Source organism: Paraburkholderia rhynchosiae (assembly GCF_002879865.1).
Lineage (GTDB): Bacteria > Pseudomonadota > Gammaproteobacteria > Burkholderiales > Burkholderiaceae > Paraburkholderia > Paraburkholderia rhynchosiae.
Window position 1 is genome coordinate 16,031 of the sequence record NZ_PNXY01000020.1, and the last position, 23,646, is coordinate 39,676.

At 59.5% G+C, this 23,646-nt stretch carries 19 protein-coding genes; 10 read left to right on the forward strand and 9 right to left on the reverse strand.

Annotated elements, in window-relative coordinates:
* The first annotated feature begins 48 nt into the window (after nucleotides 1–48).
* From C0Z16_RS24495 to C0Z16_RS24510, 4 genes are read left to right on the forward strand one after another with little or no spacing between them, the layout of a single operon-like run.
* Complete coding sequence (locus C0Z16_RS24495) at nucleotides 49–825, forward strand: ABC transporter ATP-binding protein (protein WP_102634658.1); 777 nt, start codon at nucleotides 49–51, stop codon at nucleotides 823–825.
* Nucleotides 822–1,676, forward strand: a complete 855-nt coding sequence (locus C0Z16_RS24500) for an ABC transporter permease (protein ID WP_102634659.1) — start codon at nucleotides 822–824, stop codon at nucleotides 1,674–1,676. Before C0Z16_RS24495 ends, C0Z16_RS24500 begins: the two co-directional genes overlap by 4 nt.
* Nucleotides 1,677–1,717: 41 nt before the next feature.
* Entirely contained in the window at nucleotides 1,718–2,698 is a 981-nt protein-coding gene (locus C0Z16_RS24505; RefSeq protein WP_102634660.1) for an ABC transporter substrate-binding protein, read from the forward strand.
* Between the two features lie 20 nt (nucleotides 2,699–2,718).
* Nucleotides 2,719–4,071: an amidase gene (locus C0Z16_RS24510; protein ID WP_102634745.1), complete on the forward strand. Its 1,353-nt coding sequence runs from the start codon at nucleotides 2,719–2,721 to the stop codon at nucleotides 4,069–4,071.
* A gap of 183 nt (nucleotides 4,072–4,254) precedes the next feature.
* Here C0Z16_RS24510 and C0Z16_RS24515 read toward each other — a convergent pair whose 3' ends face one another.
* Entirely contained in the window at nucleotides 4,255–5,415 is a 1,161-nt protein-coding gene (locus C0Z16_RS24515) for a porin (protein WP_102634661.1), read from the reverse strand.
* Between the two features lie 393 nt (nucleotides 5,416–5,808).
* Between C0Z16_RS24515 and C0Z16_RS24520 the strand changes: the two genes are divergently transcribed.
* The 4 genes from C0Z16_RS24520 (at nucleotide 5,809) to C0Z16_RS24535 (ending at nucleotide 13,078) form a co-directional block, all read left to right on the forward strand.
* Entirely contained in the window at nucleotides 5,809–6,732 is a 924-nt protein-coding gene (locus C0Z16_RS24520; RefSeq protein ID WP_102634746.1) for a LysR family transcriptional regulator, read from the forward strand.
* A gap of 449 nt (nucleotides 6,733–7,181) precedes the next feature.
* Nucleotides 7,182–10,451 carry an efflux RND transporter permease subunit gene (locus tag C0Z16_RS24525; RefSeq protein WP_102634662.1) on the forward strand — a complete coding sequence of 1,090 codons (3,270 nt, stop codon included), beginning with the start codon at nucleotides 7,182–7,184 and terminating at the stop codon, nucleotides 10,449–10,451.
* Nucleotides 10,441–11,646 (forward strand): efflux RND transporter periplasmic adaptor subunit, encoded by a 1,206-nt coding sequence (locus C0Z16_RS24530; RefSeq protein WP_102634663.1) that lies wholly within the window; start codon nucleotides 10,441–10,443, stop codon nucleotides 11,644–11,646. Before C0Z16_RS24525 ends, C0Z16_RS24530 begins: the two co-directional genes overlap by 11 nt.
* Nucleotides 11,639–13,078 carry an efflux transporter outer membrane subunit gene (locus tag C0Z16_RS24535; RefSeq protein WP_102634664.1) on the forward strand — a complete coding sequence of 480 codons (1,440 nt, stop codon included), beginning with the start codon at nucleotides 11,639–11,641 and terminating at the stop codon, nucleotides 13,076–13,078. Before C0Z16_RS24530 ends, C0Z16_RS24535 begins: the two co-directional genes overlap by 8 nt.
* 100 nt (nucleotides 13,079–13,178) lie before the next feature.
* Here the strand turns inward: C0Z16_RS24535 and C0Z16_RS24540 are convergent, their stop codons facing one another.
* Entirely contained in the window at nucleotides 13,179–14,360 is a 1,182-nt protein-coding gene (locus C0Z16_RS24540) for a porin (protein ID WP_102634665.1), read from the reverse strand.
* A gap of 321 nt (nucleotides 14,361–14,681) precedes the next feature.
* On the opposite strand from C0Z16_RS24540, the gene C0Z16_RS24545 reads away from it, so the two are divergent.
* The gene (locus C0Z16_RS24545) at nucleotides 14,682–14,969 is read left to right on the forward strand and encodes a DUF4148 domain-containing protein (protein ID WP_244201341.1); all 288 of its coding nucleotides are present in this window, start codon (nucleotides 14,682–14,684) and stop codon (nucleotides 14,967–14,969) included.
* A 338-nt stretch (nucleotides 14,970–15,307) separates the two neighbouring features.
* On the opposite strand, the gene C0Z16_RS24550 is transcribed toward C0Z16_RS24545, so the two are convergent.
* Genes C0Z16_RS24550 through C0Z16_RS24565 form a run of 4 tightly spaced genes read right to left on the reverse strand, consistent with a single transcriptional unit; the run spans nucleotide 15,308 to nucleotide 18,639 of the window.
* A complete protein-coding gene (locus C0Z16_RS24550; protein WP_102634666.1) occupies nucleotides 15,308–15,994 on the reverse strand; it encodes a response regulator transcription factor in 687 nt (228 codons plus the stop codon).
* Nucleotides 15,995–16,031: 37 nt separating this feature from the next.
* Nucleotides 16,032–17,438, reverse strand: coding sequence for a sensor histidine kinase (locus C0Z16_RS24555; RefSeq protein ID WP_102634667.1), 1,407 nt, complete (start codon nucleotides 17,436–17,438; stop codon nucleotides 16,032–16,034).
* A gap of 4 nt (nucleotides 17,439–17,442) precedes the next feature.
* On the reverse strand, nucleotides 17,443–18,120 hold the full coding sequence (locus tag C0Z16_RS24560) for a response regulator transcription factor (protein ID WP_102634668.1): 678 nt from the start codon (nucleotides 18,118–18,120) through the stop codon (nucleotides 17,443–17,445).
* A 45-nt stretch (nucleotides 18,121–18,165) separates the two neighbouring features.
* Complete coding sequence (locus tag C0Z16_RS24565; protein WP_322788910.1) at nucleotides 18,166–18,639, reverse strand: hypothetical protein; 474 nt, start codon at nucleotides 18,637–18,639, stop codon at nucleotides 18,166–18,168.
* A gap of 474 nt (nucleotides 18,640–19,113) precedes the next feature.
* Between C0Z16_RS24565 and tcuC the strand changes: the two genes are divergently transcribed.
* Entirely contained in the window at nucleotides 19,114–20,442 is a 1,329-nt protein-coding gene (tcuC, locus tag C0Z16_RS24570; RefSeq protein ID WP_102634669.1) for an MFS transporter, read from the forward strand.
* 37 nt (nucleotides 20,443–20,479) lie between these two features.
* On the opposite strand, the gene C0Z16_RS24575 is transcribed toward tcuC, so the two are convergent.
* The 3 genes from C0Z16_RS24575 to C0Z16_RS24585 all read right to left on the reverse strand — a co-directional run bounded on the left by C0Z16_RS24575 (nucleotide 20,480) and on the right by C0Z16_RS24585 (nucleotide 23,641).
* Nucleotides 20,480–21,835: a ferredoxin reductase family protein gene (locus C0Z16_RS24575; protein WP_244201342.1), complete on the reverse strand. Its 1,356-nt coding sequence runs from the start codon at nucleotides 21,833–21,835 to the stop codon at nucleotides 20,480–20,482.
* A 325-nt stretch (nucleotides 21,836–22,160) separates the two neighbouring features.
* A complete protein-coding gene (locus tag C0Z16_RS24580) occupies nucleotides 22,161–22,835 on the reverse strand; it encodes a heme-binding beta-barrel domain-containing protein (protein ID WP_244201343.1) in 675 nt (224 codons plus the stop codon).
* A complete protein-coding gene (locus tag C0Z16_RS24585) occupies nucleotides 22,802–23,641 on the reverse strand; it encodes a LuxR C-terminal-related transcriptional regulator (protein WP_102634670.1) in 840 nt (279 codons plus the stop codon). Before C0Z16_RS24585 ends, C0Z16_RS24580 begins: the two co-directional genes overlap by 34 nt.
* Nucleotides 23,642–23,646: the final 5 nt, after the last annotated feature.

Consider the following 23,646-nt stretch of genomic DNA (forward strand, 5'->3'; position numbering starts at 1 on the left):
CCACTCGCCGTGTGCCGCAATGCATTCCGAAACGTCGTCGAGGAACACATGCCAATTCAACTTGCGTTACGCAATATCCGCAAATCGTTTTCGAACAAACTCGGCTCCGTCGACGTGCTCGGCGGTCTGACCTTCGATATCCATGAGCGCGATTTCGTCAGCATCATCGGGCCTTCGGGCTGCGGCAAAACGACGGTGTTCAACGTGATCGCCGGCCTGCTCGAAGCAGATAGCGGCGATATCGTCTATCGCGGGCAAAGCGTCGATGGCTTACGCGGCAAGGTCGGTTACATGATGCAGCGCGACCTGCTGCTGCCGTGGCGCACCGTGCTGCAAAACGTGCTGATCGGACCGGAGCTCTCGACGATGCCTGCCGCACAGGCACGCGACATGGCGATGGAATACCTCAATACGTATGGCCTCGCGGGCTTCGAGAATGCCTATCCGCGCATGCTGTCGGGCGGCATGCGTCAGCGCGTGGCGTTGATCCGCACGCTCATCAACGATCCCGACATCATCCTGCTCGACGAGCCGTTTTCGGCGCTCGACTACCAGACGCGTCTGTATCTGGAAGGCGTGTTGATGGAAGCGGTCGAAACGTTTCACAAGACAGTGGTGCTCGTCACGCACGACATCGACGAAGCGGTCGCTTTATCGAAGCGCGTCGTCGTACTTGGCGGCCGGCCTTCGCAGGTGAAGAAGATCTACGACATCGACATCGCCGCGCGCTCGCCGATTGGCGCTCGCAGCGATCCCAACTTTGCGGGTTACTTCCACGCGTTGTGTGGCGAGCTCGACATTCAGACGGAGGTGAAGGCAGCATGACCCAATCCGCTTCCATGGAGAAATCTTTGCCGGCCCGGCGTGCGCCGAAAGCTCCCGTGCGGTTCGTGCTCGACAGCGGCTGGGGCCGTTCGCTGTTGCAACTGGCGGCAGTAATCGCGTTCTTCGCGGTATGGGAAAGCGCTGCGCGCCTGGGCTGGGTATCGAATTTCCTCGTCGGTTCGCCGTCGAAAATTTTCGCCGCGCTGCTACGCGACATGCAATCGCATCAGCTTTTCATCGACACCGGCTATACGCTCTTCGAAGCCATTCTCGGCTTCGTGTTCGGCACGGCAGTCGGTTCTGTATGCGGACTCGCGCTGTGGTATTCGCCGTTCGTCGCGCGGCTGATCGAGCCGTTCATCGTCGCGATCAACAGTGTGCCGAAGATCGCTTTTGCACCGATCGTGATTCTGTGGTTCGGCACCGGGCTCATCTCCAAGGTCGCGCTGGCTATTTCGCTGACCGCAATCGTCGCGCTGATTGCCGCCTATGAGGCGGCGAAAGACGCCGATCCCGACCTGCAGGCGCTGCTCGTCACGCTCGGCGCGAACAAGAACGACGTGTTCATGAAAGTGGTGGTGCCGTTCACGCTGCCCTACGTGATCTCCACGTTTCGCATCAACGTCGGCTTCGGTCTGGTGGGCGCGGTGGTGGGCGAGTTCATCTCATCGGAGAAAGGCCTCGGACACATGATCTTCACCGCGTCCAGCCTCTACGACCTCAACACCGTGTGGGAGGGCCTGTTCGTCCTGATGGCGATCGGCTTCGTCCTTTACTTCCTGATCGATATGGTCGAGCGCAAGCTGCTGCCGTGGCGGCAGGCGTCGAACACGACCACGCTCAGGGTTTAACGCATTTCCGGCAGTCCAATCACTTCATCCAGGGACAGACGATGGCACTAACCGCAAGAAGAGCGCTGACCGCGCTGAGCACCGCTTTGGCACTGACCGTTGCAGCCGTTTCAACACCGACACTTGCGGCCGACAAGAAAGTCACTATTTCGCAGGCGTTCCAGTCGATGCTGTATCTGCCGCTCTACGTGGCGATCGACGGCGGCTTCTTCGAGAAGCAGGGACTCGACGTGAACAAGCAGACCGCCGGCAGCCCGAGTGCTGCGCTCTCCGCCGTACTGTCGGGGAGCGCCGATTTCTCGCTGCACGGACCGGAGTGGACGGCCGTGGCCGCCGAGAAGGGCGCCGATGTCGATGTGATTGCCAACGTCGTAAACGGCGCGGCAGTGTGGATCGCGGTTGCGCCGGGTGCAAAGTTCAGCGGCATCAAGGACGTGAAGGATCAGGTGGTTGTGTCGGGACAGATGCCGACTACGAGCACGTCGCTGTTCTTCAAGCTGTTGAAGGAGAACGGCATGTCGCAAAGCGACGTCAAGCTGGTTCAGGTGCCGCTCGGCTCGGAGATCGGACCGCTCGTTGCCGGCCAGGCGAAGATTGCGGTGATGTATGAGCCGGGTCTCGATCAGGCTGTCGCGAAGGGCATGAAAGTCGCGCTCGGGTTTCCGAAACTCTATGGCGAATACGCGTTCTCTTCGATCTCCGCCAAACGCAGCGTCGATCCCGACGCGGCCGCGCGGTTTGTAAAGGGGCTGCAAAACGCGCTGCTGTACATGCAGAGCCACCCTGCGGAAACCGCGGCGATTGCGCGCAAGGAATTCCCCACACTTGATCCCGCGGTAGTCGACGCAGCCGTGAAGCGCATGCTGGACGAAGGCGTGTATCCGAAGGACGTCGGGATCACGCCGAAAGCGCTGACTGTTGCGATGGATACGCAGATCGCGCTCGGCAACCTGAAGCAGCAGCCCAACTACGACAAATTCATCGTTCAGAATTACATCCAGCCGGCGCTTGCCGCGAAATGACACCGTTCGCCGACTCTTCCATGACCATGTTCTCTGCTTCTTCAAACATCGGCCCGATTCCCACCATCGCCCGGATTCGCGCCGAGGTTGCCTCGGGCGAGGCCGGGCTCGAGCAGTATGTGTCGCGCGCCTACGATGCGGCGTACGAATCGCAGGCGTCCTTGCATGCGTTCTGCTATTTGCCGGATGCCGCGCCCGTCAATGCCGTCGATGTCGCTTCGCCGCTGGCGGGCGTGCCGGTCGCGGTGAAGGACGTTATCGATACCGCCGACATGCCGACCGAATTCAATTCGCCCGCCTACAAGGGACGACGCCCTGAGCACGATGCGTGGGTGGTCGCGCGTTTGCGTGCGGCGGGCGCGTCGATTATCGGCAAGACCGTGACCACCGAATTCGCGTGGCGTCAGCCGGGCGCGACCGTCAATCCGTGGAATGACGCGTTCACGCCGGGCGGTTCGTCGAGTGGGTCCGCGGCGGCGGTGGCGGCGGGCATCGTGCCGCTCGCACTCGGTACGCAGACGCAGGGCTCCGTGATCCGGCCGGCGGCGTACTGCGGCATCGTCGGTTTCAAGCCGACTTACAGCGCGATCGCCCGTACGGGCGTGTTGCCGCTGGCGTGGTCGCTCGACCATGTCGGCATGTTCGCGACGAAGGTTGCGGATGTGGCTTACGCATTCGCGCTCGTCACTGGCGCGGATGCAGCTGATCCGCATGTCTCGCATGTTCCGCACTCTGCTGCGACCGCGCGAGGCACTGGGACGCCGCGCATCGGCGTGCTGTCGAAACAGGCCGGCGGCGAAATCGAGCCCGCGCAACAAGCCGCGCTCGACGGGCTCGCGGCCCAGCTCGCGCGAGACGGCGCTGAGATTGTCACGGTCGATCTGCCGGCCGAGATTTTCGACACGCCTTCGCATGCGTTGAAACTGATGTCGGTGGAAGCGGCCATCACGCACGGCGAACTGGTCGACCGCACGCCCGAGCTCGTGAGTCAGGCGATGCGCGGTCTGGTCGAAGACGGGCGCAAGCTGCCCGCGACCGCCTACGCCGGCATCAAGGCGGCGCAGATGCCGATGGCGCATCGCTTTCACGACTGGCTCAGCCGCGCGATGGCGCTAGATGCGCTGCTGGTCGCGCCAGCCACTGGCGAACCGCCGCGCGGTCTCGACTATACCGGCGACGCGGCGTTCTGCGCGCCGTGGACCTTTCTCGGGGTGCCGGCCGTGACTATGCCGGTGGGGTTCGGACCGGCGGGCTTGCCGCTTGGCGCACAACTCGTTGGCGTCGCTCACGGCGACCTGGATTTGCTGATGCTGGCGCAGTGGGTCGAAGCGCGCACCGGTTGGCACGCGGCGGTGGCGCTGTCGCGCAGCTGAACGCGGTGGCACGCCGGGACAATAGAGATCCGCATGACGCACAGGCGCCGGTCGAACTGGACGGGGCTTGGTCGGACGATCCCGCTGACTGGCAGCGACCTGCTGGCACGATACTCCGCCCAGCGCTCCGTGGAGCGCTGGGCGAAACTCCATCATTCGCAGCGCGCGCGGTGGCGTACCACGTCAGAAGCGATGAATCATGGCGACGCGATAGACCATCTGGTTCTCGCTGCTAGACATGCCGGCCGCAGCGGGGATTTGAGCAAAGTCGAAGTCAGTGCCGGTATGCGCGCTGACGACGTGTTGGTAGGCGCCTTGCACATAGACTGACGTGCTCTTGCTCAGGTCGTAGTCGAGCGTGAGACCGAACTGATGCCATTTGGGAGTAAAGGAACCGCTCGTCGAGTGAAGGTGGGCGACCGTAAACGTGTAAGCTGCGCCGAGCCACAGGTCCGGTCGGAAGAAGTACTGCTCATTTGCTTCGAAGTTGTCGAATTTCCACGAATTCCATGTGCCGCCCGAGGGTCCACCTTGTGACGCGAAATACGCGTTGAAAGTCGGGTCATACACGTCGACATGCGAATAGGCGAGTGCGGCCAGCGAATGGGCAAAGCGGTAAGACGCCGCCACGCCGATATCCTGCTGCGACGAACCGGCAAACAGCACGTCGGTGGCAACTGAACCGCTTGAGTTCGCGCCGGGGTTGTCGAGCTTCAGATAGGACGCCGCCATCGTCAAACCACCGTTCTGGTAGTTCAACGTTGCACCCCAGGTGCGGTTGTTCGCGAACCCGCCCGCCTGGTTGCTGAAACCGTACATCGCTTCCCCAGTCAGGCCGCGGTATGTCGGGCTCACGTACTTGACAACGTTGTTGACGCGGAAATCCCAGTCTGCGTTGTCGTTGTCGAACGGATGCGAGTTGACATCGCCAGCGTAATTTCCGGCTGCGGTAAGGCCGGCGAAGCCGAGGTCGTCGACGCTGGTATCGTACTGACGACCGAAGGTGAGGGTGCCGTACTGATCGGACGACAATCCCACGTATGCCTGGCGGCCAAACAGACGCCCACCCTGGCCCGCCTGCCCACTGTTCGTATCGAAGCCGCTTTCCAGCTTGAACACAGCCTTCAAGCCCCCACCGAGATCTTCATTGCCTCGCAAACCCCAACGGCTGCCGTACGTGTCTCCGCTTTTCATTTGATAGGTGCCGTGTCCGTTTGCGTTGCTCGTGAAGTTGAGGCCCTCATCAAGAAGCCCATAGAGCGTCACGCTGGATTGTGCATGCGCTACGCCGGTGACCAGCATCAAGGAGGCCAAAGCTGCCCACGTCAGGTTCGTCTTTTTCATTTTCGCTCGCAATTTAAGAGTTGTCCGTATGATATTTGCCAGGGAGCCGCAGACGATCGACCGAAAAATTGCCTACGCTAGTTTCGGCCGTTCGCTTGAAAGGCAACCAAGTCTAGGTAGCGAGAATTGACTGTCGTTCACCAGAAAATGAAATCGAGCATTCAGGAAAGTTGAACAAAACGCGTGAACTCTTCCAGGCGCGCAAACTGCCCGGGAGCCAGGCGTGATGCGGTGGCGCACGCCGTTGTATTTGGCTAACTCCCGCTTGACTTACTATTTTTAGTGTCGGTGACGACGCGAAGCAAAACTAAAAAAGGCTTCATAAACGTGGAGCGGGCACTTTAGAGGAAGTCAGCAATGATGCGTCCATCGTTCAACCACGGACATTGCATCATGAATCAGCTTCAAGCGATGCGCGTCTTTACCCGTGTAATCGGGCTCGGCAGCTTCAATCTGGCGGCGCGGCAGCTTGGCGTCTCAGCGGCATCGGTCACGCGCAGCATTGGCTTGCTGGAAGCTCATCTGCACACCCGCTTGATCAACCGGACCACGCGCACGCTGTCGCTAACGGAGGCAGGTCGCGATTATCTCGAGGGCTGTCGCGCGATTATCGAGCAGTTGGATGAAATGGAGACGTCCCTCGTACAATCCACCCGGGAGTTGCGCGGGGCGCTTCGGGTTGCAAGCGTCGCAACGTTCGCGGACGGCGGCCTCGTGCGCCTGGTTGCGTCCTACCGGGAGATGCATCCTGGCGTGTCTTTCGAGGTGACTACTTTCGACGTCCATATCGACATGGTCGAAGGTGGCTTCGATGTCTGCTTTACGGACGATCCTGGCCTGTTCAGCTCAGCGCTCGTTTGTCGGCCACTGCTGCGAATTCCACAAATTGTCGTCGCGTCCCCTCACTACCTATCCAGGCACGACACGCCACATATCCCATCGGATCTGACCCGGCACACGATGCTGTACCGGTCAGGAAATGGGGCTCGTTGCTGGGAGTTCGTCGATCGCAACCAGGTTTCACGCGTCACCGCATCTGCCGGGATTGCATCTTCCAGCTATGCGATGCTGAAGTCTGCATGCATGCACCACCTGGGAATCGCTCTGTTACCTCGTTCGATAGTTGAATCAGAATTGCAACGTGGCGCGCTGGTCGAGCTATTTGAACAGTTCAATGTCGGCAGCGGCGCGAGAAATCTGTGCGCGTTGTATTCGTCGCCAGGGCTGTTGTCGAGGAGGGTGCGAAGTTTCGTTGACTTTGCGGTGGACCACTATCGCACAATGGATCGTACGTCATCGCTTAAGGCGGTCGCCTGAGCTCGAAGCGGCCGTCTTTCGATGACGCCTCGCCACACGCTCCACACATTGCACCTTACCGCTGCGCATCGAGCCGGCTGCGTGACAGGTCTGCAGTTCTTCATGGCGACTCGGTAGTCGCTGAGCCGCGCCACGCTTCGAGCGTTGCGTGGCTGCGGATTCGCAATGCGACGAGGCAATGCGCTCAACGTAGGGTCGCTTCTGGGAGAGACCGCCGCAGGTCCCGCAGCGGGGCCGCAGGGCGTACGAGCGTCCCGGACCTCTCGGTTTTCTGCCTTCCAGTTCCCGTCCATACGAGTGTCGTGAACTAAAAGTTCCTTAATGTTCGAGGTAGAACCCTGTTAGCGCCCTACGTTCAGAATCCCCACATAAACAAGCGTGTCATGCATCGAGCGCGTACCGATGCCTGCGCGCGATGACCATGCGCTTTCCTGAATGGAGCTGTTCCGATGTTGAAACTGGTCAGGCTGGCGTTGACGCGGCCCTACACATTCATCGTGCTCGCGATGCTCATTTTACTTTTGGGCCCTTTATCGGCATTGCGTACACCGACGGACATTTTCCCTGACATACGAATTCCGGTGATCAGCGTCGTATGGAGCTATACGGGACTACAGCCTGACGACATGGCGGGTCGAATCGTTACCTATTACGAACGCACGCTCGGCACAACAGTGAACGATGTCGCGCATATTGAATCGCAGTCGTTCACGGGCTACGGCATCGTCAAGATATTCTTCCAGCCAACGGTCGACATCCGGACCGCAACAGCCCAGGTCGCATCCATCTCGCAGACTGTGCTCAAGCAGATGCCACCCGGCACGACTCCGCCGCAGATTCTCAACTACAACGCATCCACTGTTCCCGTATTGCAGTTAGCGTTGACAAGCGACACACTCGACGAGCAGCAACTCGCCGACTACGCGACAAACGCGATTCGTCCGCAATTGCTGAGTGTGCCGGGCGTCGCCATTCCGACGCCCTACGGCGGAAAGACGCGAGAGGTGCAGATTGACCTCGATCCCAAAGCGTTGCAGGCGAGAAAGCTCTCGGCAGAAGACGTCGCGGCGGCGCTCGCTCGGCAGAACCAGATTATCCCTGCCGGCACGCAGAAGGTTGGTGCATTCCAGTACAACGTCAAGCTGAACAATAGCCCAGTGGACCTCGATGAGCTGAATGCGCTGCCCGTGAAAGTGGACGGCGACGCGACAATCTACATTCGCGATGTCGCGCATGTACGGGACGGATATCCGCCGCAAACCAATATCGTCCGTGTTGACGGCCGCCGCGCGGTGCTAATGAGTATCCTCAAGAACGGGTCCGCTTCGACGCTCGACATCATTTCTGGCGTCAAGGCGAAACTGCCGCTCGTCGAAGCTTCGCTTCCCCCGCAATTGAAGCTGGTCACGATGGGCGACCAGTCACAGTTCATCAAGGGTGCCGTGAGCGGCGTGGTGCGCGAAGGCGTCATTGCAGCGGCCCTCACGTCCGCCATGATTCTGCTTTTCCTCGGCAGTTGGCGCTCGACGCTTATCATCGCGGCGTCGATTCCGCTGGCCTTGCTCGCGGCAGTGGCGGCGCTTTCGATGATGGGCGAGACGCTGAACGTGATGACGCTAGGCGGGCTTGCGCTGGCCGTAGGAATACTTGTCGACGACGCCACGGTCACCATCGAAAACATCAACTGGCACCTTGAACAGGGGAAAGACGTGCGGCGGGCGATCATGGACGGCGCACAGCAGATCGTCACGCCCGCACTGGTTTCATTGCTGTGCATCTGCATCGTGTTCGTTCCGATGCTATTGCTCGACGGTATTGCTCGCTTCCTTTTCGTGCCGATGGCGGAAGCCGTGATGTTTGCGATGATCGCTTCGTTCATTCTGTCGCGCACGTTTGTGCCGATGATGGCGCAGTACCTGCTCGCGCCTCATGCGTCGGGCGGGCATGCAAGCGGTGAACTCGCGGCGATAATCGACTCTCACGGCAGCATGTCCACACGTCCCACGTCGCGCAATCCGTTTGTGCGCTTCCAGCGCGGCTTCGAGCAATGCTTTGAGCGCGTGCGAGATGTTTACCGTGTGCTTCTCGGCCTTGCGCTGACGCACCGCAAGCGCTTTGTGGTCGGCGTACTGGCCGTCGTATGCGTGTCTTTCGTGCTTTCACCATGGCTCGGACGGAACTTCTTTCCGGACATCGATGCAGGCGAAATCGCCCTGCATGTGCGCGCGCCGGTTGGGACACGCATCGAAAATACGGCAAGCATTTTCGATCACGTTGAAAACACTATTCGCCAGGTTATTCCGCCGGGTCAACTCGGCAGCGTGGTCGATAACATTGGCCTGCCAGTCAGCGGTATCAGCCTGGCATACAACAACAGCGGCACCATCGGCTCACAGGATGGCGACATCATGATTTCGCTGCGCGAGAATCATGAGCCAACAGCGCGATATGTGAAAAGGCTACGCGAAGTGTTACCCCTGGCATTTCCAGGTACGACCTTCTCTTTCTTGCCGGCGGACATCGTTAGCCAGATCCTGAATTTCGGCGCACCGGCACCGATCGATCTGCAAGTCGCCGGGCCGGACCAGACTGGGAATCATCGGTACGCGAACGAACTGTTGCGACGTGTGCGGATGATCTCCGGTATTGCCGATAGCCGTATCCAGCAGGCGGTCACTTATCCGCAGTTCACCATCGCGGTGAACCGCTCTCACGCGGGACGACTGGGCATTAGCGAGGAGGATGTGACGAACTCCGTCGTTGCAACGCTCGCCGGTACGAGCCAGGTAGCGGCCACGTACTGGCTCAATCCAACGAACGGGGTTTCATACCCGATCGTCGCGCAAACCCCCGAATACTGGATGGCATCGCTGTCCAGTCTCGAGAATCTCCCGGTAACAGACGCAAGTGGCAGCTCGCAATTGCTCGGCGGTGTCGCGAATATCGCGCGCGGCGTCGGCAGCGCGGTGGTATCGCATTACAACATCGAGCCGCTGTTTGATATTTACGCCACTCCGCAGGGCCGGGATCTGGGTGCGGTCGCCAGCGACATTGACGGTATCCTGCACGCAACATCGAAAGACGTACCCAAAGGCTCGACGGTCACGCTGCGAGGTCAGGTGCAGACCATGAACAGCGCATTCACCGGGCTGCTACTTGGCCTCGTCGGTGCGATCGCGCTCATCTATCTGCTGATCGTCGTCAACTTCCACTCGTGGGGCGACGCCTTTGTGATCGTCTCAGCGTTGCCTGCGGCGCTGGCTGGCATCGTGTGGATGCTGTTTGCGACACACACGCCGCTGTCGGTGCCGGCTCTTACTGGCGCTATTCTTTGCATGGGTGTGGCGACCGCGAACAGCGTGCTGGTCGTCAGCTTCGCACGCGAACGGCTCGCGGTGACCCACGACGCGCTGCGAGCGGCCTTCGAAGCCGGCTTTGCGCGGTTCCGTCCTGTGTTAATGACGGCACTCTCGATGATCATCGGCATGGCTCCGATGGCGTTGGGTCTCGGCGACGGCGGTGAGCAGAACGCGCCGCTCGGAAGAGCCGTTATAGGCGGCCTGATCTGCGCAACCTGCGCCACGTTGCTGTTCGTTCCCGTCGTTTTCAGTCTCGTGCATCGGCGCGACGCCGCACCACGAGACGCCGGACCGGGCGAACCTCAACGCGGCTCACACGATCATTCATCTTCCGAACCTGGAGTCATCCATGTCCACTGACATCGACATAGCAGCGCCGCGACGGCTGCGGCCTCTCAAACTCGCAGGACTCGTCTCTCTGCTGGCCGCGGCGGGGGTCGCAGCAACGGGCATCGCAACGCGCATCCATGCTAAGGAGCAGATGACCAGCTGGTCGGCCGCGCGGGCGATACCAACGGTCGTCGCGAACCCGCCGTTGCATGACATGTCTGCGCAGGCGCTGGTCTTGCCAGGTCAATTGTCGGCCTATGTGAAGGCGCCAATCTATGCACGCGTGCCCGGTTATCTGCATGCGTGGTATGCGGACATTGGCGCGCACGTGAAGGCCGGACAGTTGCTGGGCGAGATCGATACACCCGATCTCGATCAGCAACTCGCCCAGGCACGTGCCGATCTACGTACCTCACAGGCGAACGAAACACTCGCGGCATCCACATCGCGACGGTGGACCGAGATGCTGCAGCAGGACTCCGTATCGCAGCAGGAAACAGACGAAAAGACCAGCGACCTTGCGGCAAAGCGCGCAATGGTCGCAGCGAACCAGGCGAACGTTGCGCGGCTTGAGGCCCTTGAATCGTTCAAACGGATCACCGCACCTTTTGATGGCGTTGTGACCGCGCGAAAGACCGATGTCGGCGCACTGATCAGCGCGGGCGGCGGCAGTGGGCCCGAGTTGTTCACCGTCTCCGACGCGCGGCGGCTGCGTGTGTACGTCAGCGTGCCGCAGAACGAAGCCGCCGTTATCCGGCCCGGACTGGCCGCGAGTCTGACCGTGCCCGAACGCCCCGGCATGCAGTTTTCCGCAAAGCTTGTCGATACCGACGACTCCATCACGCCTTCTTCGGGGACGCTGCTGGTGCAATTGGCAGTCGACAACTCTGGCGGCGTGCTGATTCCGGGCGAATACACCGAAGTTCATTTCGAACTGCCCACGGACAAACATGCGATGACAATTCCTGCTAGCGCGCTGATGTTCCGGGAAAGCGGTTTGCAAGTGGCGGTGGTCGGTCCTGGCAATCGCGCAATGCTGAAGCAGGTGAGCGTCGCTACCGACCTCGGTACGAAGGTTGTGATTGCATCGGGTTTGACCGCCACCGACCGGGTGATCGACAACCCGCCTGACTCACTGGAAAACGGCGATCCAGTGCAATTTGCTTCGACATCTGCGACGACAGCGCTGACACAGAACAATGACGTGGAGCCCAGTCATGGTTAGGCGTGGCGTATGCACGGTTCTGACTGCGGCTGCACTCGTGAGCGGGTGTTCGTTCGCGCCGCCGTATCAGGTACCGCCGTCGGCCATGCCGAGCGGGTTCAAGGAGGCCCGGGGATGGCAACTCGCACAGCCTGCCGACCGTATGCCGCGCGGTGCGTGGTGGACCGTGTATCGCGATCCGGTTCTCGACGGACTGGAAAGCCGGGTGGCGAGCGCTAACCCCGACGTGGCCGCCGCGATCGCTCGGCATGACCAGGCGCAAGCGTATCTGGACCAGGCTGGCGCTGGCCTGTTTCCCACCATCGGCGCTTATGCGCAGGTCTCACGCTCGCGTCAGTCCGACAACCGGCCATTGAGGGGCGCTACTCAACCAGCGCTCTACAATTCGGCGACTGTCGATGTCGGCCTGAACTACGACCTCGATCTATGGGGAAAGGTGCGCAATGAGGTTGCTGCGGGCAAGGCGGCCGAGCAGGCGAGCCAGTACGACATCGAGTCATTGCGATTGAGTTTGCAGGAAAAGCTTGCTGAGGCGTATTTCCATCTGCGTGGTCTCGATCAACAGCAGGAATTGCTGGGGAATACCGTTCGCACCTATGAGCATGCATTGCAGTTGACTGAAAGCCGGCACGTCGGCGGCATTGCATCCGATCTGGATGTGTCGCGTGCTCAGACCCAGCTCGAATCGGCACGCGCGTCGGTCGAAGACGTATCGGCGCGAAGGGCATTGTACGAGCATGCGATCGCGACCATTACGGGCAAGCCGGCGTCCAGGTTTTCGCTTGCGCTCACCGTCGATGCGACGTACCTGCCATCGATTCCGGCGGGAATGCCTCTGGCACTGCTGCAACGTCGAGCGGATGTTGCGGCTGCGGAGCGCCGCGTCGCGCAGGCGAACGCACAGATTGGCGTCGCCAGAGCGGCATTTTTTCCGGATGTCTCGCTAGGTCTTGACGGCGGTTATCAAAGTACCACTTTGTCGCCTTGGCTGGCGGCACCGAACGAGATGTGGGCGATCGGCCCGAACCTGGTGATGACCTTGTTCGACGGCGGCCGGCGAGCGGCCGTCACAAGGCAGGCTCAGGCAAAGCTGGCGGAAAATGGCGAGAAGTACAAGGCGGCGGTGCTGCTGGCGGTACAGCAGGTCGAAGATCAGCTTTCGCAACTGCATTACCTCGGCAACGAGTCTACGAAGGAGGGGCTCGCGCTCGCAGCCGCTCAGCGTACGCTCGAGCTATCCATGTCGCGGTACCGTGATGGCGTCGTGAGCTATCTGGATGTCGTCAGTGCGCAGGCAATGGAACTCGAAACGCAAACCTTGCTGCTGGATTTGCAAACTCGCAAGTTGATTGCCTCCGCTGCGCTGATAGAGGCGTTAGGAGGTGGATGGACCAACGAACCGGTCGACACGCTCACGTCCACAACGAAGTGAACAGTCGGGTTTCGAAGAACAGGATGCCTCGCAGCGATCCGCCGCGATTCGCCGCGAGGCGTCCTGCTCGTCATGCGCAGCGCGACATTAAGGCAGATGTCTAGAAGCGGTGCCGCAAGCCCATTGCGAGCACGGTCTGCTGATTGCCTGCTGACGGCGCGAGGGTGAAGATGGAGGCGTTGCCGAGCGCCGGTATGCCGCTGGCGCCGGACACATGCTGATAGACGCCTTCGACATAGACGTCTGTACGGTGCGACAGCGCATAGTCGGCTTGCAGCATCACCTGATTCCATTTCGGCGATGCGACGCCACTTGCGCTGCTGAAGTGACCGTCGGTGAAGGTATAAGAGCCGCCCAGGCTCAGGGCCGGCGTAAGCGCATATCGCGCGTTAAGTTCATAGTTGGTGAACGTCAAGAGGTCCCCTTTTAGAGCGACGTACGTGCCGCCTTGCGCGACTTGAGCTGGGTCGTCCATGATGGTCCTCGTGACTACGAGGCCGACAGTGGCGGCCCCGAAGGCGTAACGGCCCGCTGCGCCGAGGATGCGTTGACGCGCGCCGGTCAGCATCGCGTCGCCGTCACTGCTACTGATCGCACCACCTGTGTTGGTGGGAGCGTCCACGCCGCCCGGATGATTGCCCTGAAAATACCCGACTGCCAGTTCAGCCGGGCCGCGCGACCATGCCGCGCCAGCGCTGAATGCGTTGTTGTTGCTGAAGCCGCCAGCGGCATTGCTGAATGCGTAAGCCCAGCCGAATTTGAAACCGTGGTAGTCCGGGCTGCGGTACTTGACGGCGTTGTTCATGCGGAAGTCGTTAGCAAGGTTGTCATTGTCGAACGGATGATCCGCGATATTTCCGCCGAAGCCCGAGCCGGTTGCCGACAAGGGCGCGACAAAGTCGACCAGGAAGTCGTATTGGCGCCCCATGGTCACCGTGCCCCACGCGTTGCTCGACAATCCCACCCACGCCTGCCGACCGAAAACGTCTCCACCATTAGCCAGTTTGCCGTTGGCAATGTTGAATCCGTTTTCCACATCGAACACCGTGTGCAGGCCGCCGCCCAGGTCTTCGGTGCCACGCAGCCCCCAACGGTCGCCGTTCAGGTTTCCGCTTTCCATCATCCAGTTGTTGTGTCCCTGACCGTTCGCTGTCTTCTGGTTACTGACATAGTCGATACCCGTATCCAGCGTGCCGTAGAGAGTGACATTGCTCTGAGCGTGCGCGCCTGAAGCGAACGTCGCGGTCAGCGCGGCGCAGACTGTTGCCAATGCTTTATTCATCTGTTTTTTCCTGAGAGATAAGTATGTCTGCCCCCTTCGGGCCGAGTTCGCGCCTCGAGGCGAGCGACTGGCGGGAATGTATTCGGACACCATTGGCTGCAGATGAAAAATGGCCATCGCCTGGATGAAAATTTTTTTCCTTTCGATCTGCATGCCTCGCGCGATCGCGTGGTAACACCGCTACTTAATTCGATGAACTAATTTTCACCGTCGCGGTAGTGATCCGATAAGAGTGACTGCTTATTCTCTCCATAACCGGCCCTCCCGAAAGCATGACGTTCCAGGGTCGGCTAATTTAACCTCAATGTTAAGGACGAGAATATGAAACGGATGGTAATGGCAATCGTTTTCGCTGGAACACTGTCGGCCGCATCAGCCTTTGCGCAGTCGGCTCCCGCGGGTTCCACTTCTAGCATGCAACTGACCACCCACGCGACCCAGGTCGCATCGAACGCCACATCAGCGGGTGCGACCGGTGGCCAGTGGGTGCCGCCATATGGTCAACCAGTGGTGCCAAAGACGCGCGCACAGGTCTATCAGGAATTGGTGCACGCCGAACAGGATGGGCAGCTCGCTTATCTGAACTCGACTATCTATGCCCACCCCTGAGATATCAGATCGCCCCAGCCAGCGGCGACGTGAGGACGTCGCTGGCCGGAACCTGTGCCTCATAGCCACTCGCAATTTCGAAACAAGATGAAGACAAGTCGATTCACGAAATTTCATATGTGCTTGATTCTGGCGGCCATCGCTAGCGGTCTCCTGGCCGGCTGCGCGTCGGACGCGACAAAGACTGCAGATCAATGTGTGGGCCCACCAAGTTATTGCAACGTTTATTTCGGTGGATCATAAATGGCACGCTTCCCCTTGGTCGGGAAGCGTGCAGTCAGCGACATGCGAAGGCGAGAGCGGAGAGCGTCTACCTGGCAGATCGCCACCATGTTTCGTCAAGCGTTCATTAGTGTGAGCTGATAGCCGTAGCGCTTTAATGTATCGATGTTTATATCCGGATAATGCGGCGCGAGCTTGCGACGCAGACGCGATATAACGAGATTGACGCTCGAAGCAGCTACGTCATCTTGATCGGGCCACGCATAGCGGATCAGATCCGACCGCGAAACAGGAATGTTCGGCTGGCGCAGCAGACACTCGAGTAGCATGTATTCCCGGCGCGTTAAGTGGAGTCGCCGTTCCCCGCAGACAAACTCCCGCGTCCCCGTATCCAATGCAGGACAAACGGACACCTGTCCCATGCGTTGGACCGCCACAGGGCTCACGCGCCGCAATGCATGCATGCGCTCGTGCAATTCAATGAAAGACAGCGGCTGGCAGAAACAGGCGTCGCCGCCGGCTCGCAGTACCTGCGTCCTTTCCTTCGCGCGAGCTGCACCGAGCGTCACGATAATTGGTGCACCTCGGCTTTCGCTGGCGAGCCTGGGCAGGGCAGCTAGCAGGCAGGCAAACGGCGGACTCTCCGTCGACATGACAATCACTGCGTCAAAGAGCTCTTGGCCTGCCAGGAAGATCGCATCCTTCAAATCGTGGACGCGCTCAAGGCTGTGTGCGCTTTCGATCAACGCATTGTGAAGCCAGGCGGCCTCGTGTTGCGAACCGGTAACTAGTAGGACACGCATGAACTGTCTGGCCCGAAAGGCTGATTGAGGAAATCAGTCATGTCAATGTTTTTGTCCAGCACTGAATCGTCACGCGCGTGCCCGGGTTTGCATCGCTGATCTGCATCGAGTAGTCGTGCACGTTCATGACCGCCGACACGATGCTCAGCCCGAGACCGGACCCGGGCAGATGCCGCGTCTGGTCGCTGCGATAAAAGCGCTGCAGCACTGCCTTGCGTTCATCGGCCGGAATGCCGGGACCGCTATCGGTGACGTCGATTTGCGGGCCCAGCGGTGTGCGTGTGAGTTCGAGCCTGACGGTGCCCCCGTCCGGCGTGAACTTGACGGCGTTGTCAAGAAGGTTGGTGAGAGCTTCGAAGATTAGCGCGCGGTCCGCATGGGTCGTGCCGACACTGGCAATTTGCGTGAGGACGCGGATTGACCGGCTCTCGGCCAGCGGTTCAAAGAGTTCGCCGATTTCCGTCAGAAGCGGCGCGAGTTGGATCTCCTCGAAGCCGCCGCGACGTTGCAGGCTTCCGATCTCGGAGATGCGCAGCATTGCACGAAAGCGCTCCAGTAGTGCATCAGTGTCGCGCCGCGCGTCATTTACCAGCTTCTTCAGTTCTCTGTCCGGTAGCTCGGCTGTTCGCTCGTCAATGTGCAGCAGCGATGTGCGTATATGGCCGAGAGGCGTTCTGAGATCGTGAGCGATTCCGTCACAGGTTCCCTTAACCTCGTTCATCAGCCTTTCGACTTCGGCAAGCATATGGTTGACCAGTTGAGCCAGCATATCGATTTCATCGCGCCCCCCGGTCGGCAGACGTTGTCCAAGGTCGCCGCGTTGCGCAATACGTTGGGTCACGCGACGAATTGCTTTCAGGCGTCGAACCTGTCTGACACTGAGTGCCAGCCCGGCAATGACGCCCGCGCTGAGACACAAAACGCCACCGCCGATCAGCGCGGTGATCATGGTTTCCCGTATGCGTAAGACATGGGTAAGGTCTCTCGCGATCACCAGTGTGTCACCGTTCGCGCGCTGGGCGGCCATGATGCGAACCACAGGGGCCGTTTCATTGCCTCCGAGTGCGAGCTTGTCTTCGAGCGTAATACCGACGCGATTAACGGGAACACCCGGTGGGCGTACGAGTATGTCACCAGCCACATGCCGTCCGTCGGCAGTAAACAGGCCGTAAAAGTTGGGGTGCATGCGCTCGTGTTCAGAGCGCCGGCGAACGGCGTCGGCGAGGCTGTCGGCGGGAGTGGTATCGAAATAGATCAATTGCCAGTGGAGGACGGCATCGGTTTCGCGGTCCATTACGAACGTGACCGAACGTTCCACCAGCACTAACAGCAGCATGACCGAGACGGAAAAGATTGCCGCGTAGACCGTCACAATGCGCAAGGTTGTTGAATGCCAACTGCCGCCCGACACGGGCTGTGAGGGAAATGCCTGGTCGCTCAACATGCCGCTAGCCAAGTAAATATCCTGACCCGCGTACGGTCTGGATCAAGGGTTGCACGTCCGGCGGATCGATCTTCTTGCGCAGACGGCCCATATGGACATCGATCAGATTTGTGCCCGGGTCGAAGTGATAGCCCCATACTGCTTCGAACAGCATCGTGCGGGTGATTGTCTGACCCGCATGGCGCATCATGTATTGGAGTACACGATATTCGGTGGGGAGCAGCACGATCTCTTTGCCGTCCCGTTTAACCGTGCGTGCGACCAGATCGAGTTCGAGAGGACCGACTCGCAAAGTCACCTCGGATTGTGCCGGTTGCACTTGCCGGCGGCGCAGCAACACTTCAAGGCGTGCTGCCATCTCGTCGGCGTCGAATGGTTTGGTGAGATAGTCGTCGCCGCCGGCGCGCAAGCCGCGAATGCGTTCGTCCACGTCGCCCAGCGCGCTCAACATGAGCACAGGCGTCTGAATGCCGATGCCCCGCATCGTCCTGAGTATCGTCAGACCGTCGGCGCCAGGTAGCATGCGATCGAGCGTAATGACGTCGTACTCATCGCTGAAAGCGCGCGCCATTCCCTCGCGGCCGTCCGCAACCCAATCGACGGTGAAGCCACGATCATTTAGCTCTCGCACGATTTCGCGTGCGGTCGTCTCGTCGTCCTCTATGGTCAACACTTTTGACATCATCTTTCCTGGGTTCGCGTCTAACAGACGATTGCGCGAGATGCGCTAATTCGGCATGCAACGCTCATGGTCGAGGGCCGCCAGATGCTGGTTTATCGCTTCGCGCAGTTCTGTGAGACTGTGCGTTGGTAACGCGAACCCCGTCCACCCCAACCCGCTATGGCGAAGGATCAGTACCACGCCGTCATACAGCGGGTGCTTTTCGGTATGCCAGCATGGGTCCATCTCGAGTACAAACTGCTGCCGTGTGGACGGCTGCGTGGGAACGTCGGGGCGTATTCCCGCACGCAGGTAGCCCAGATGGTGAATCAATCGGTCGATGTCCTCTGCGTCGAGCAGCACGGCTGCATTTTCAATAGCCATGCGTACCGCAGGTTTCCCGTATTCGTTGACGACTTCCAGGCTCATTGCTGGCGGCATCGCGTGCTCCTCGGATAGGTTGTCCTGGGCCATTATTGCGCGTACAAACCACGGCAGTCTGAAGGAGCGCACCGCTTTGATGAAACTTTGTTTAAGCACGAGACGATCCCAGAAATTCCGTCGTCCAAAAGGCTTGTCGCCAGCTTAGTCGCGGTGGCATTTCGGGGCTTTCTCCGGAACATTAAATAACTTTAATGCGGCGCCGGCTACGGTGGCGGCTTGCCACGCTCGTGTTTCAACATGCTGGCCCCGAAGGCGATTCGTGGGGCCGTCTGCCGCCTTGTACATCACTGACCCGCAGCCCGCGATATTTGATGTGCAAAGAGATTAACTAATCTTCATCGTTTGGGTAGCAAACCGATACAGGCAGCAGACTACGCTGGTTAGCAGCCTCTTTGCGCGTTTAGTACCCGGGCCGTCGGCTAACTACCTTGCCCATCAAGTCAGCATGAACGTCGTGATCGTCATATCGCATCCACGGCAATTCACTGCCTTTGTTCGTGCCCAAACGACGATAGCCGACACCTGCAAAACGCCAACAAACGGGAGATCGCAATTCCTTGGAGACAATCCATGCTGTCCAGTTCAACAGACTCCCACCGCCGGCGCTCGCCGATTATTGCCGTCTTTCGCGTGACAGCCGGCAATTTTCTGGAGCAGTTCGATTTTTTTCTCTTCGGCTTTTACGCCACGCAGATCGCCGCCGCCTTCTTTCCCCTGCATAGCGAGTTTGCATCTCTAATCTCCACTTTTGCCGTATTCGGCGCCGGGTTCCTGATGCGCCCGCTTGGGGCCGTATTTCTGGGCGCCTATATCGATGATGTCGGTCGACGTAAGGGCCTCATCATGACGCTCGGGCTCATGGCCAGCGGTACCTTATTGATAACGTTCGTGCCTCGGTATTCGACTATTGGGCTGCTGGCGCCGGCTCTCGTGCTGATTGGCCGCTTGCTGCAAGGCTTCGCGGCGGGCGCCGAGCTGGGCGGGGTTTCTGTTTATCTTGCGGAATTGGCGTCGCCAGGCAGGAAAGGGTTCTATACCAGTTGGCAGTCGGCCAGTCAGCAATTGTCGATCGTCGTTGCAGCGAGTCTCGGGTTCGCGCTTAACGGACTGATGGATGCCGCGGCAGTCGCGGCATGGGGATGGCGCATCCCGTTCTTCGTCGGTTGCCTGGCTGTGCCGGTAGTGTTCATGCTCCGATACAAGCTCGAGGAAACAGAGGAATTCAAGAGCCGCCAGCATCGACCGGCAATGCGCGACGTGATCCGCACGCTGGCCATCAACTGGAAGATTGTCGTGGCTGGAGCCATGCAGGTAGCCATGACCACGACCAGCTTCTACCTCATTACTGTCTATGCGCCAACATTCGGCAAGACCGCCTTGCGCCTGGGCACGGCGGACAGCCTGCTCGTGACCGTCTGTGTCGGTCTGTCGAACTTTATCTGGCTGCCGGTTAGCGGCGCATTGTCAGACAGGGTAGGGCGCCGGCCGCTGCTACTGTCGACGACTGTGCTTGCGGTTGTCACCGCGTACCCCGCACTTTCGTTTCTGGCCGACGCGCCGACGTTCGGCAAAATGCTAGCGGTGCTTCTTTGGCTTTCGTTTCTCTACAGTATGTACAACGGCGCCATGGTCGCCTCCCTCGAGGAAGTGATGCCATCGGAGGTGCGCGTTGCGGGTTTTTCGCTCGCTTACAGCGTTGCCACTGCGCTATTCGGCGGCTTCACGCCGGCAATCTCCACAGCAATCATCCATGTAACGCACGACAATGCGGCACCCGCCTGGTGGTTGAGTTTTGCGGCGGCGTGCTCATTCTTCGGTACCCTGGCTTTGTGCCGGCATAAACCGGCGTCTGCGCGTCTGTCTTCAGCGGGCGAATCCGGGTCTGTTCAACGACCCTAGTCTCACAGGCGCTTTCCCACGTGGTGGGGGATCTGGATTACCGCATGTCGAACAGTTCCTGATGGAAGTCTTGATGCGCTAGTCCATGCGCAATCAGATCCTGCCGCAAGCTTCGGCCAAAACTTGCTGGCCCGCAGAACCACACGTCGGAGCACATCCAGTCGGGCACGATCTCACGGAGGCGCTGCCCTGTCAGACGGTCATCCCTGCCGCTAATCAGCACGTGGAGGCGCACGCTTGCGGCGATTGCCAGTTGATCGACCTCGCGGGCGAACTCTTCGTCCATTGCGTTGGTGCTGAAGAACAGGTCTACCGCGTGCTTATCGGAATGGCGCTCCCGCGCCTGCATTCGCGCAAGAAACGGGGTTATCCCAATACCGCCAGCGATCCAGATCTGTCTTTGTTTGTCGCTACGAAAGTCGAAGCGGCCATACGGCCCTTCAACGCTGACCTGGTCGCCAGCTTTTAGAACGGCCGGCAATTGCTCTGTGTAATCGCCAATGCTCTTGATATGAAAGCGCACTTTGCCGTCGTCGTGCCATGCCGAGGAAATTGTGAACGGATGCGCACCCTCGTCCCTGTTGAACGTGACGAAGGCAAATTGTCCGGCGGCATGGCCCAACCAGTGGTCCTTTAGTTTGATGACGATGCTTAGTACCCGCATGTCCCGGTAATGCACAAGGTTCTCGATATGTCCGGCTGCTCGTCGCGTTCGGCCAACCAGGCGCAACAGCAGGACGGATGTGGCCAGCAAGGCCATGAAAATCAGCAGTGCTATTGCCGGGCCAAGCGCTGTGGTCCAGTAGCTATGCTTCATGAGCACCACCGCATGGAACGCCAATAACGGGTATACAACTGCTAGCAGTCGATGCATCTTGAAGAAATGGCGATAGGGGAAGGCTTTTAGTAACGCGACGACGACGATTGCGACCGTTGCGTAGAATGCCCACTCGCCAATCCCTTTCGCGAGCCCATGCTGCGCGTCTAGAATCCGGAGGAGGCCCGACGGCACGACCGCTCGTGACAAGCCGGGGTCGCGCGACGGCCTTTGCATCCACCCCAGGCCGATTAGCCAGTTTGGAGACTTTGCGGACAGCCAGTGAACGGTGGAAAGCAACAGTGCGCTTATACCGAGCCATTTATGGAGACGGTACATCTTGTCCAGGCCGCCGAGAAAGCGCTCCACGCTGGTCGGCCGGATTGCTATAAAGATGCCCGCGCTCATGCATCCGATCGCGAGAATGCCGGTCAAATTGATCATTGACAGTTGCAAGGCGCGGAATCCAGAAGAGCCGGGCGATGAACTCTCGGCGATTAGCCAGAGCAAGGCGAGCCCTGTCAGCAAAAGCAGATAGCTTAGTCCGATATTTTTCATGATTTCGATGCGCCGCAATGTGACTCCGGGTGCGCAGTCGTCGAGCCGCCCTGGAACCGAAACACGATTGAAACGGCCTGCCCAGGCAGACGCAATCGATTACTCGCCGGGGCAGGCGATTGGATGTATGTGATGTTTAAGGCGGACAGATCGGGAAAGAAGCTTCCGACCCGTCGCCGTTGTTCGCGGGCTAAAGAAAGTTCCCGGATGAGCCAATGTAGCCCGTACAGCCTAAAACGTCAGCTGCCGGAACATGAAGTTATCTTTATATGACCTGGCAATGCGATTGGCGCACGGCGCCGCTGCGCCGCGCGGCGGCGAGCACGCGGAGTTACACGCTGAACTAGCTTGCCTTGCTGAGCGCGCTAGAGTCAACGTGCGTGAACGACTTGCCGTAGACATGCAATTGCGTTTTTTGCGCGTATTTCAATGTATCTCCCGTCATGTCGAACGTGATCGAGAAAACACTTGTCGCGTCGTTCTTCAGCATGTACTGAGATTCAGCTACGCCTTTGGATTGTGACGTTAGAGTCATCTGATCCCCAGCTTTTCCTTCTGCCACAACACAGACGGCCCTGGGAATACAAAATGAGTCATAGACAGTCTGGTTCTTCTTGTCGTAAATCAGATAGCCGCGTTGGTCATGGAATTGTTTGTTGTCCCTTTTTCGGAACACCTGAAGCGTGTATGCCATTGCCACCAGGTGTTGATCACTGGCATTCGTCGCATCCGCGGCAGGTTCAAAGGTTAACTGTTCGTAATACGGTTCCACTGCGGGATTGCCTGTGCCTACTTTGGAACCCACTTGACCGGGTGCCACATCCAGGCCGCCGGCCGCAACAGTTCTCCAGGTCCCGGCCAGTTTGGCTAGTGGCCCGAAGTCCATTCCTTTAATGACGGTTCCTTGCGCATACGCGGTCGACACGGTTGAGAGGGCGATTGCAAAAGAAACAAAGTATTTGTTCATCATCTGCGTTCCATTATTCAAAAAGGGTTTTTTCTGGCGGTTATTTGACATGAGAACGGAACCTGAATTGTTTTATGTCCTGCAATTCTAGATTTCATATCGCCAGATCGCCTTGCGCATGGCTGTCCCGGAGGCGGCAATCCGTCAGTCGTCATCTCGTGCGCCGGCGCAGTAAGACGCCGTGTAGGCAGGCGCCTCGGCCGACGCTTTACTTTTACTGCGCGATCTGCGGTGTCACCAGATTCAACGCCATGCGTGCACCCGTAGTACGGGTTTCCACACCCAACTTTTTCCAGGTGTTTGTTGGCCGTGCGCGGGCTCATACCGAGGATATCGGCGATATCGCGATTTGTTTTGCCCACAGCGACCCAATACAGCACATCGGCTTCGCGAGGGGGCAGCCGGAACGCCTGCGTCAAGGCAGCAGGCTCGGGCGAACCGACCTTGCAGTGGATCATCAGCAGTTCCTCGCCGTCAGCGCCACGACGCAGTCGGCTGACGATCAGTTCTTCGCTTGCGGTCAGCAACTCGAACGGTCGGTCCTCGGATGCCCGCAACGCGCCGTGGAGCCAGTCGCACAATGCCGCCGGCAGGCGACCTTCCACATCGAGCGAGCCGCGTAGCCGCGACCGGGCAAGCGGCGTCAGCCACAGCACCTCGCCGTTGGGGGCAACGGCGACTACCGCCTGACCGGCAGCGCCGATCGCCGCACGCGTCTGCACGATCAGGCGTGAATTGCGCAGGTGCGAAGCTATGCGCACTATCACTTCGGCGGGACGGATCGGCTTCGGGATGTAATCGACACCACCGGCTTGGAAGCCCTGCAGAACATGTTCGGTCTCCGCGAGCCCGGTCATGAACA

Excerpts from the sequence above, each read along its gene's own strand:
- C0Z16_RS24515 (WP_102634661.1), bottom strand. The coding sequence starts at position 5,415 with ATGAAAAAGACGAACCTGACGTGGGCAGCTTTGGCCTCCTTGATGCTG.
- C0Z16_RS24530 (WP_102634663.1), top strand. The coding sequence starts at position 10,441 with ATGTCCACTGACATCGACATAGCAGCGCCGCGACGGCTGCGGCCTCTC.
- C0Z16_RS24505 (WP_102634660.1), top strand. The coding sequence starts at position 1,718 with ATGGCACTAACCGCAAGAAGAGCGCTGACCGCGCTGAGCACCGCTTTG.
- C0Z16_RS24545 (WP_244201341.1), top strand. The coding sequence starts at position 14,682 with ATGAAACGGATGGTAATGGCAATCGTTTTCGCTGGAACACTGTCGGCC.
- C0Z16_RS24535 (WP_102634664.1), top strand. The coding sequence starts at position 11,639 with ATGGTTAGGCGTGGCGTATGCACGGTTCTGACTGCGGCTGCACTCGTG.
- C0Z16_RS24585 (WP_102634670.1), bottom strand. The coding sequence starts at position 23,641 with ATGACCGGGCTCGCGGAGACCGAACATGTTCTGCAGGGCTTCCAAGCC.
- C0Z16_RS24500 (WP_102634659.1), top strand. The coding sequence starts at position 822 with ATGACCCAATCCGCTTCCATGGAGAAATCTTTGCCGGCCCGGCGTGCG.
- C0Z16_RS24540 (WP_102634665.1), bottom strand. The coding sequence starts at position 14,360 with ATGAATAAAGCATTGGCAACAGTCTGCGCCGCGCTGACCGCGACGTTC.
- C0Z16_RS24520 (WP_102634746.1), top strand. The coding sequence starts at position 5,809 with ATGAATCAGCTTCAAGCGATGCGCGTCTTTACCCGTGTAATCGGGCTC.
- C0Z16_RS24555 (WP_102634667.1), bottom strand. The coding sequence starts at position 17,438 with ATGTTGAGCGACCAGGCATTTCCCTCACAGCCCGTGTCGGGCGGCAGT.
- C0Z16_RS24525 (WP_102634662.1), top strand. The coding sequence starts at position 7,182 with ATGTTGAAACTGGTCAGGCTGGCGTTGACGCGGCCCTACACATTCATC.
- C0Z16_RS24560 (WP_102634668.1), bottom strand. The coding sequence starts at position 18,120 with ATGTCAAAAGTGTTGACCATAGAGGACGACGAGACGACCGCACGCGAA.
- C0Z16_RS24495 (WP_102634658.1), top strand. The coding sequence starts at position 49 with ATGCCAATTCAACTTGCGTTACGCAATATCCGCAAATCGTTTTCGAAC.
- tcuC (WP_102634669.1), top strand. The coding sequence starts at position 19,114 with ATGCTGTCCAGTTCAACAGACTCCCACCGCCGGCGCTCGCCGATTATT.
- C0Z16_RS24510 (WP_102634745.1), top strand. The coding sequence starts at position 2,719 with ATGACCATGTTCTCTGCTTCTTCAAACATCGGCCCGATTCCCACCATC.
- C0Z16_RS24580 (WP_244201343.1), bottom strand. The coding sequence starts at position 22,835 with ATGTCAAATAACCGCCAGAAAAAACCCTTTTTGAATAATGGAACGCAG.
- C0Z16_RS24550 (WP_102634666.1), bottom strand. The coding sequence starts at position 15,994 with ATGCGTGTCCTACTAGTTACCGGTTCGCAACACGAGGCCGCCTGGCTT.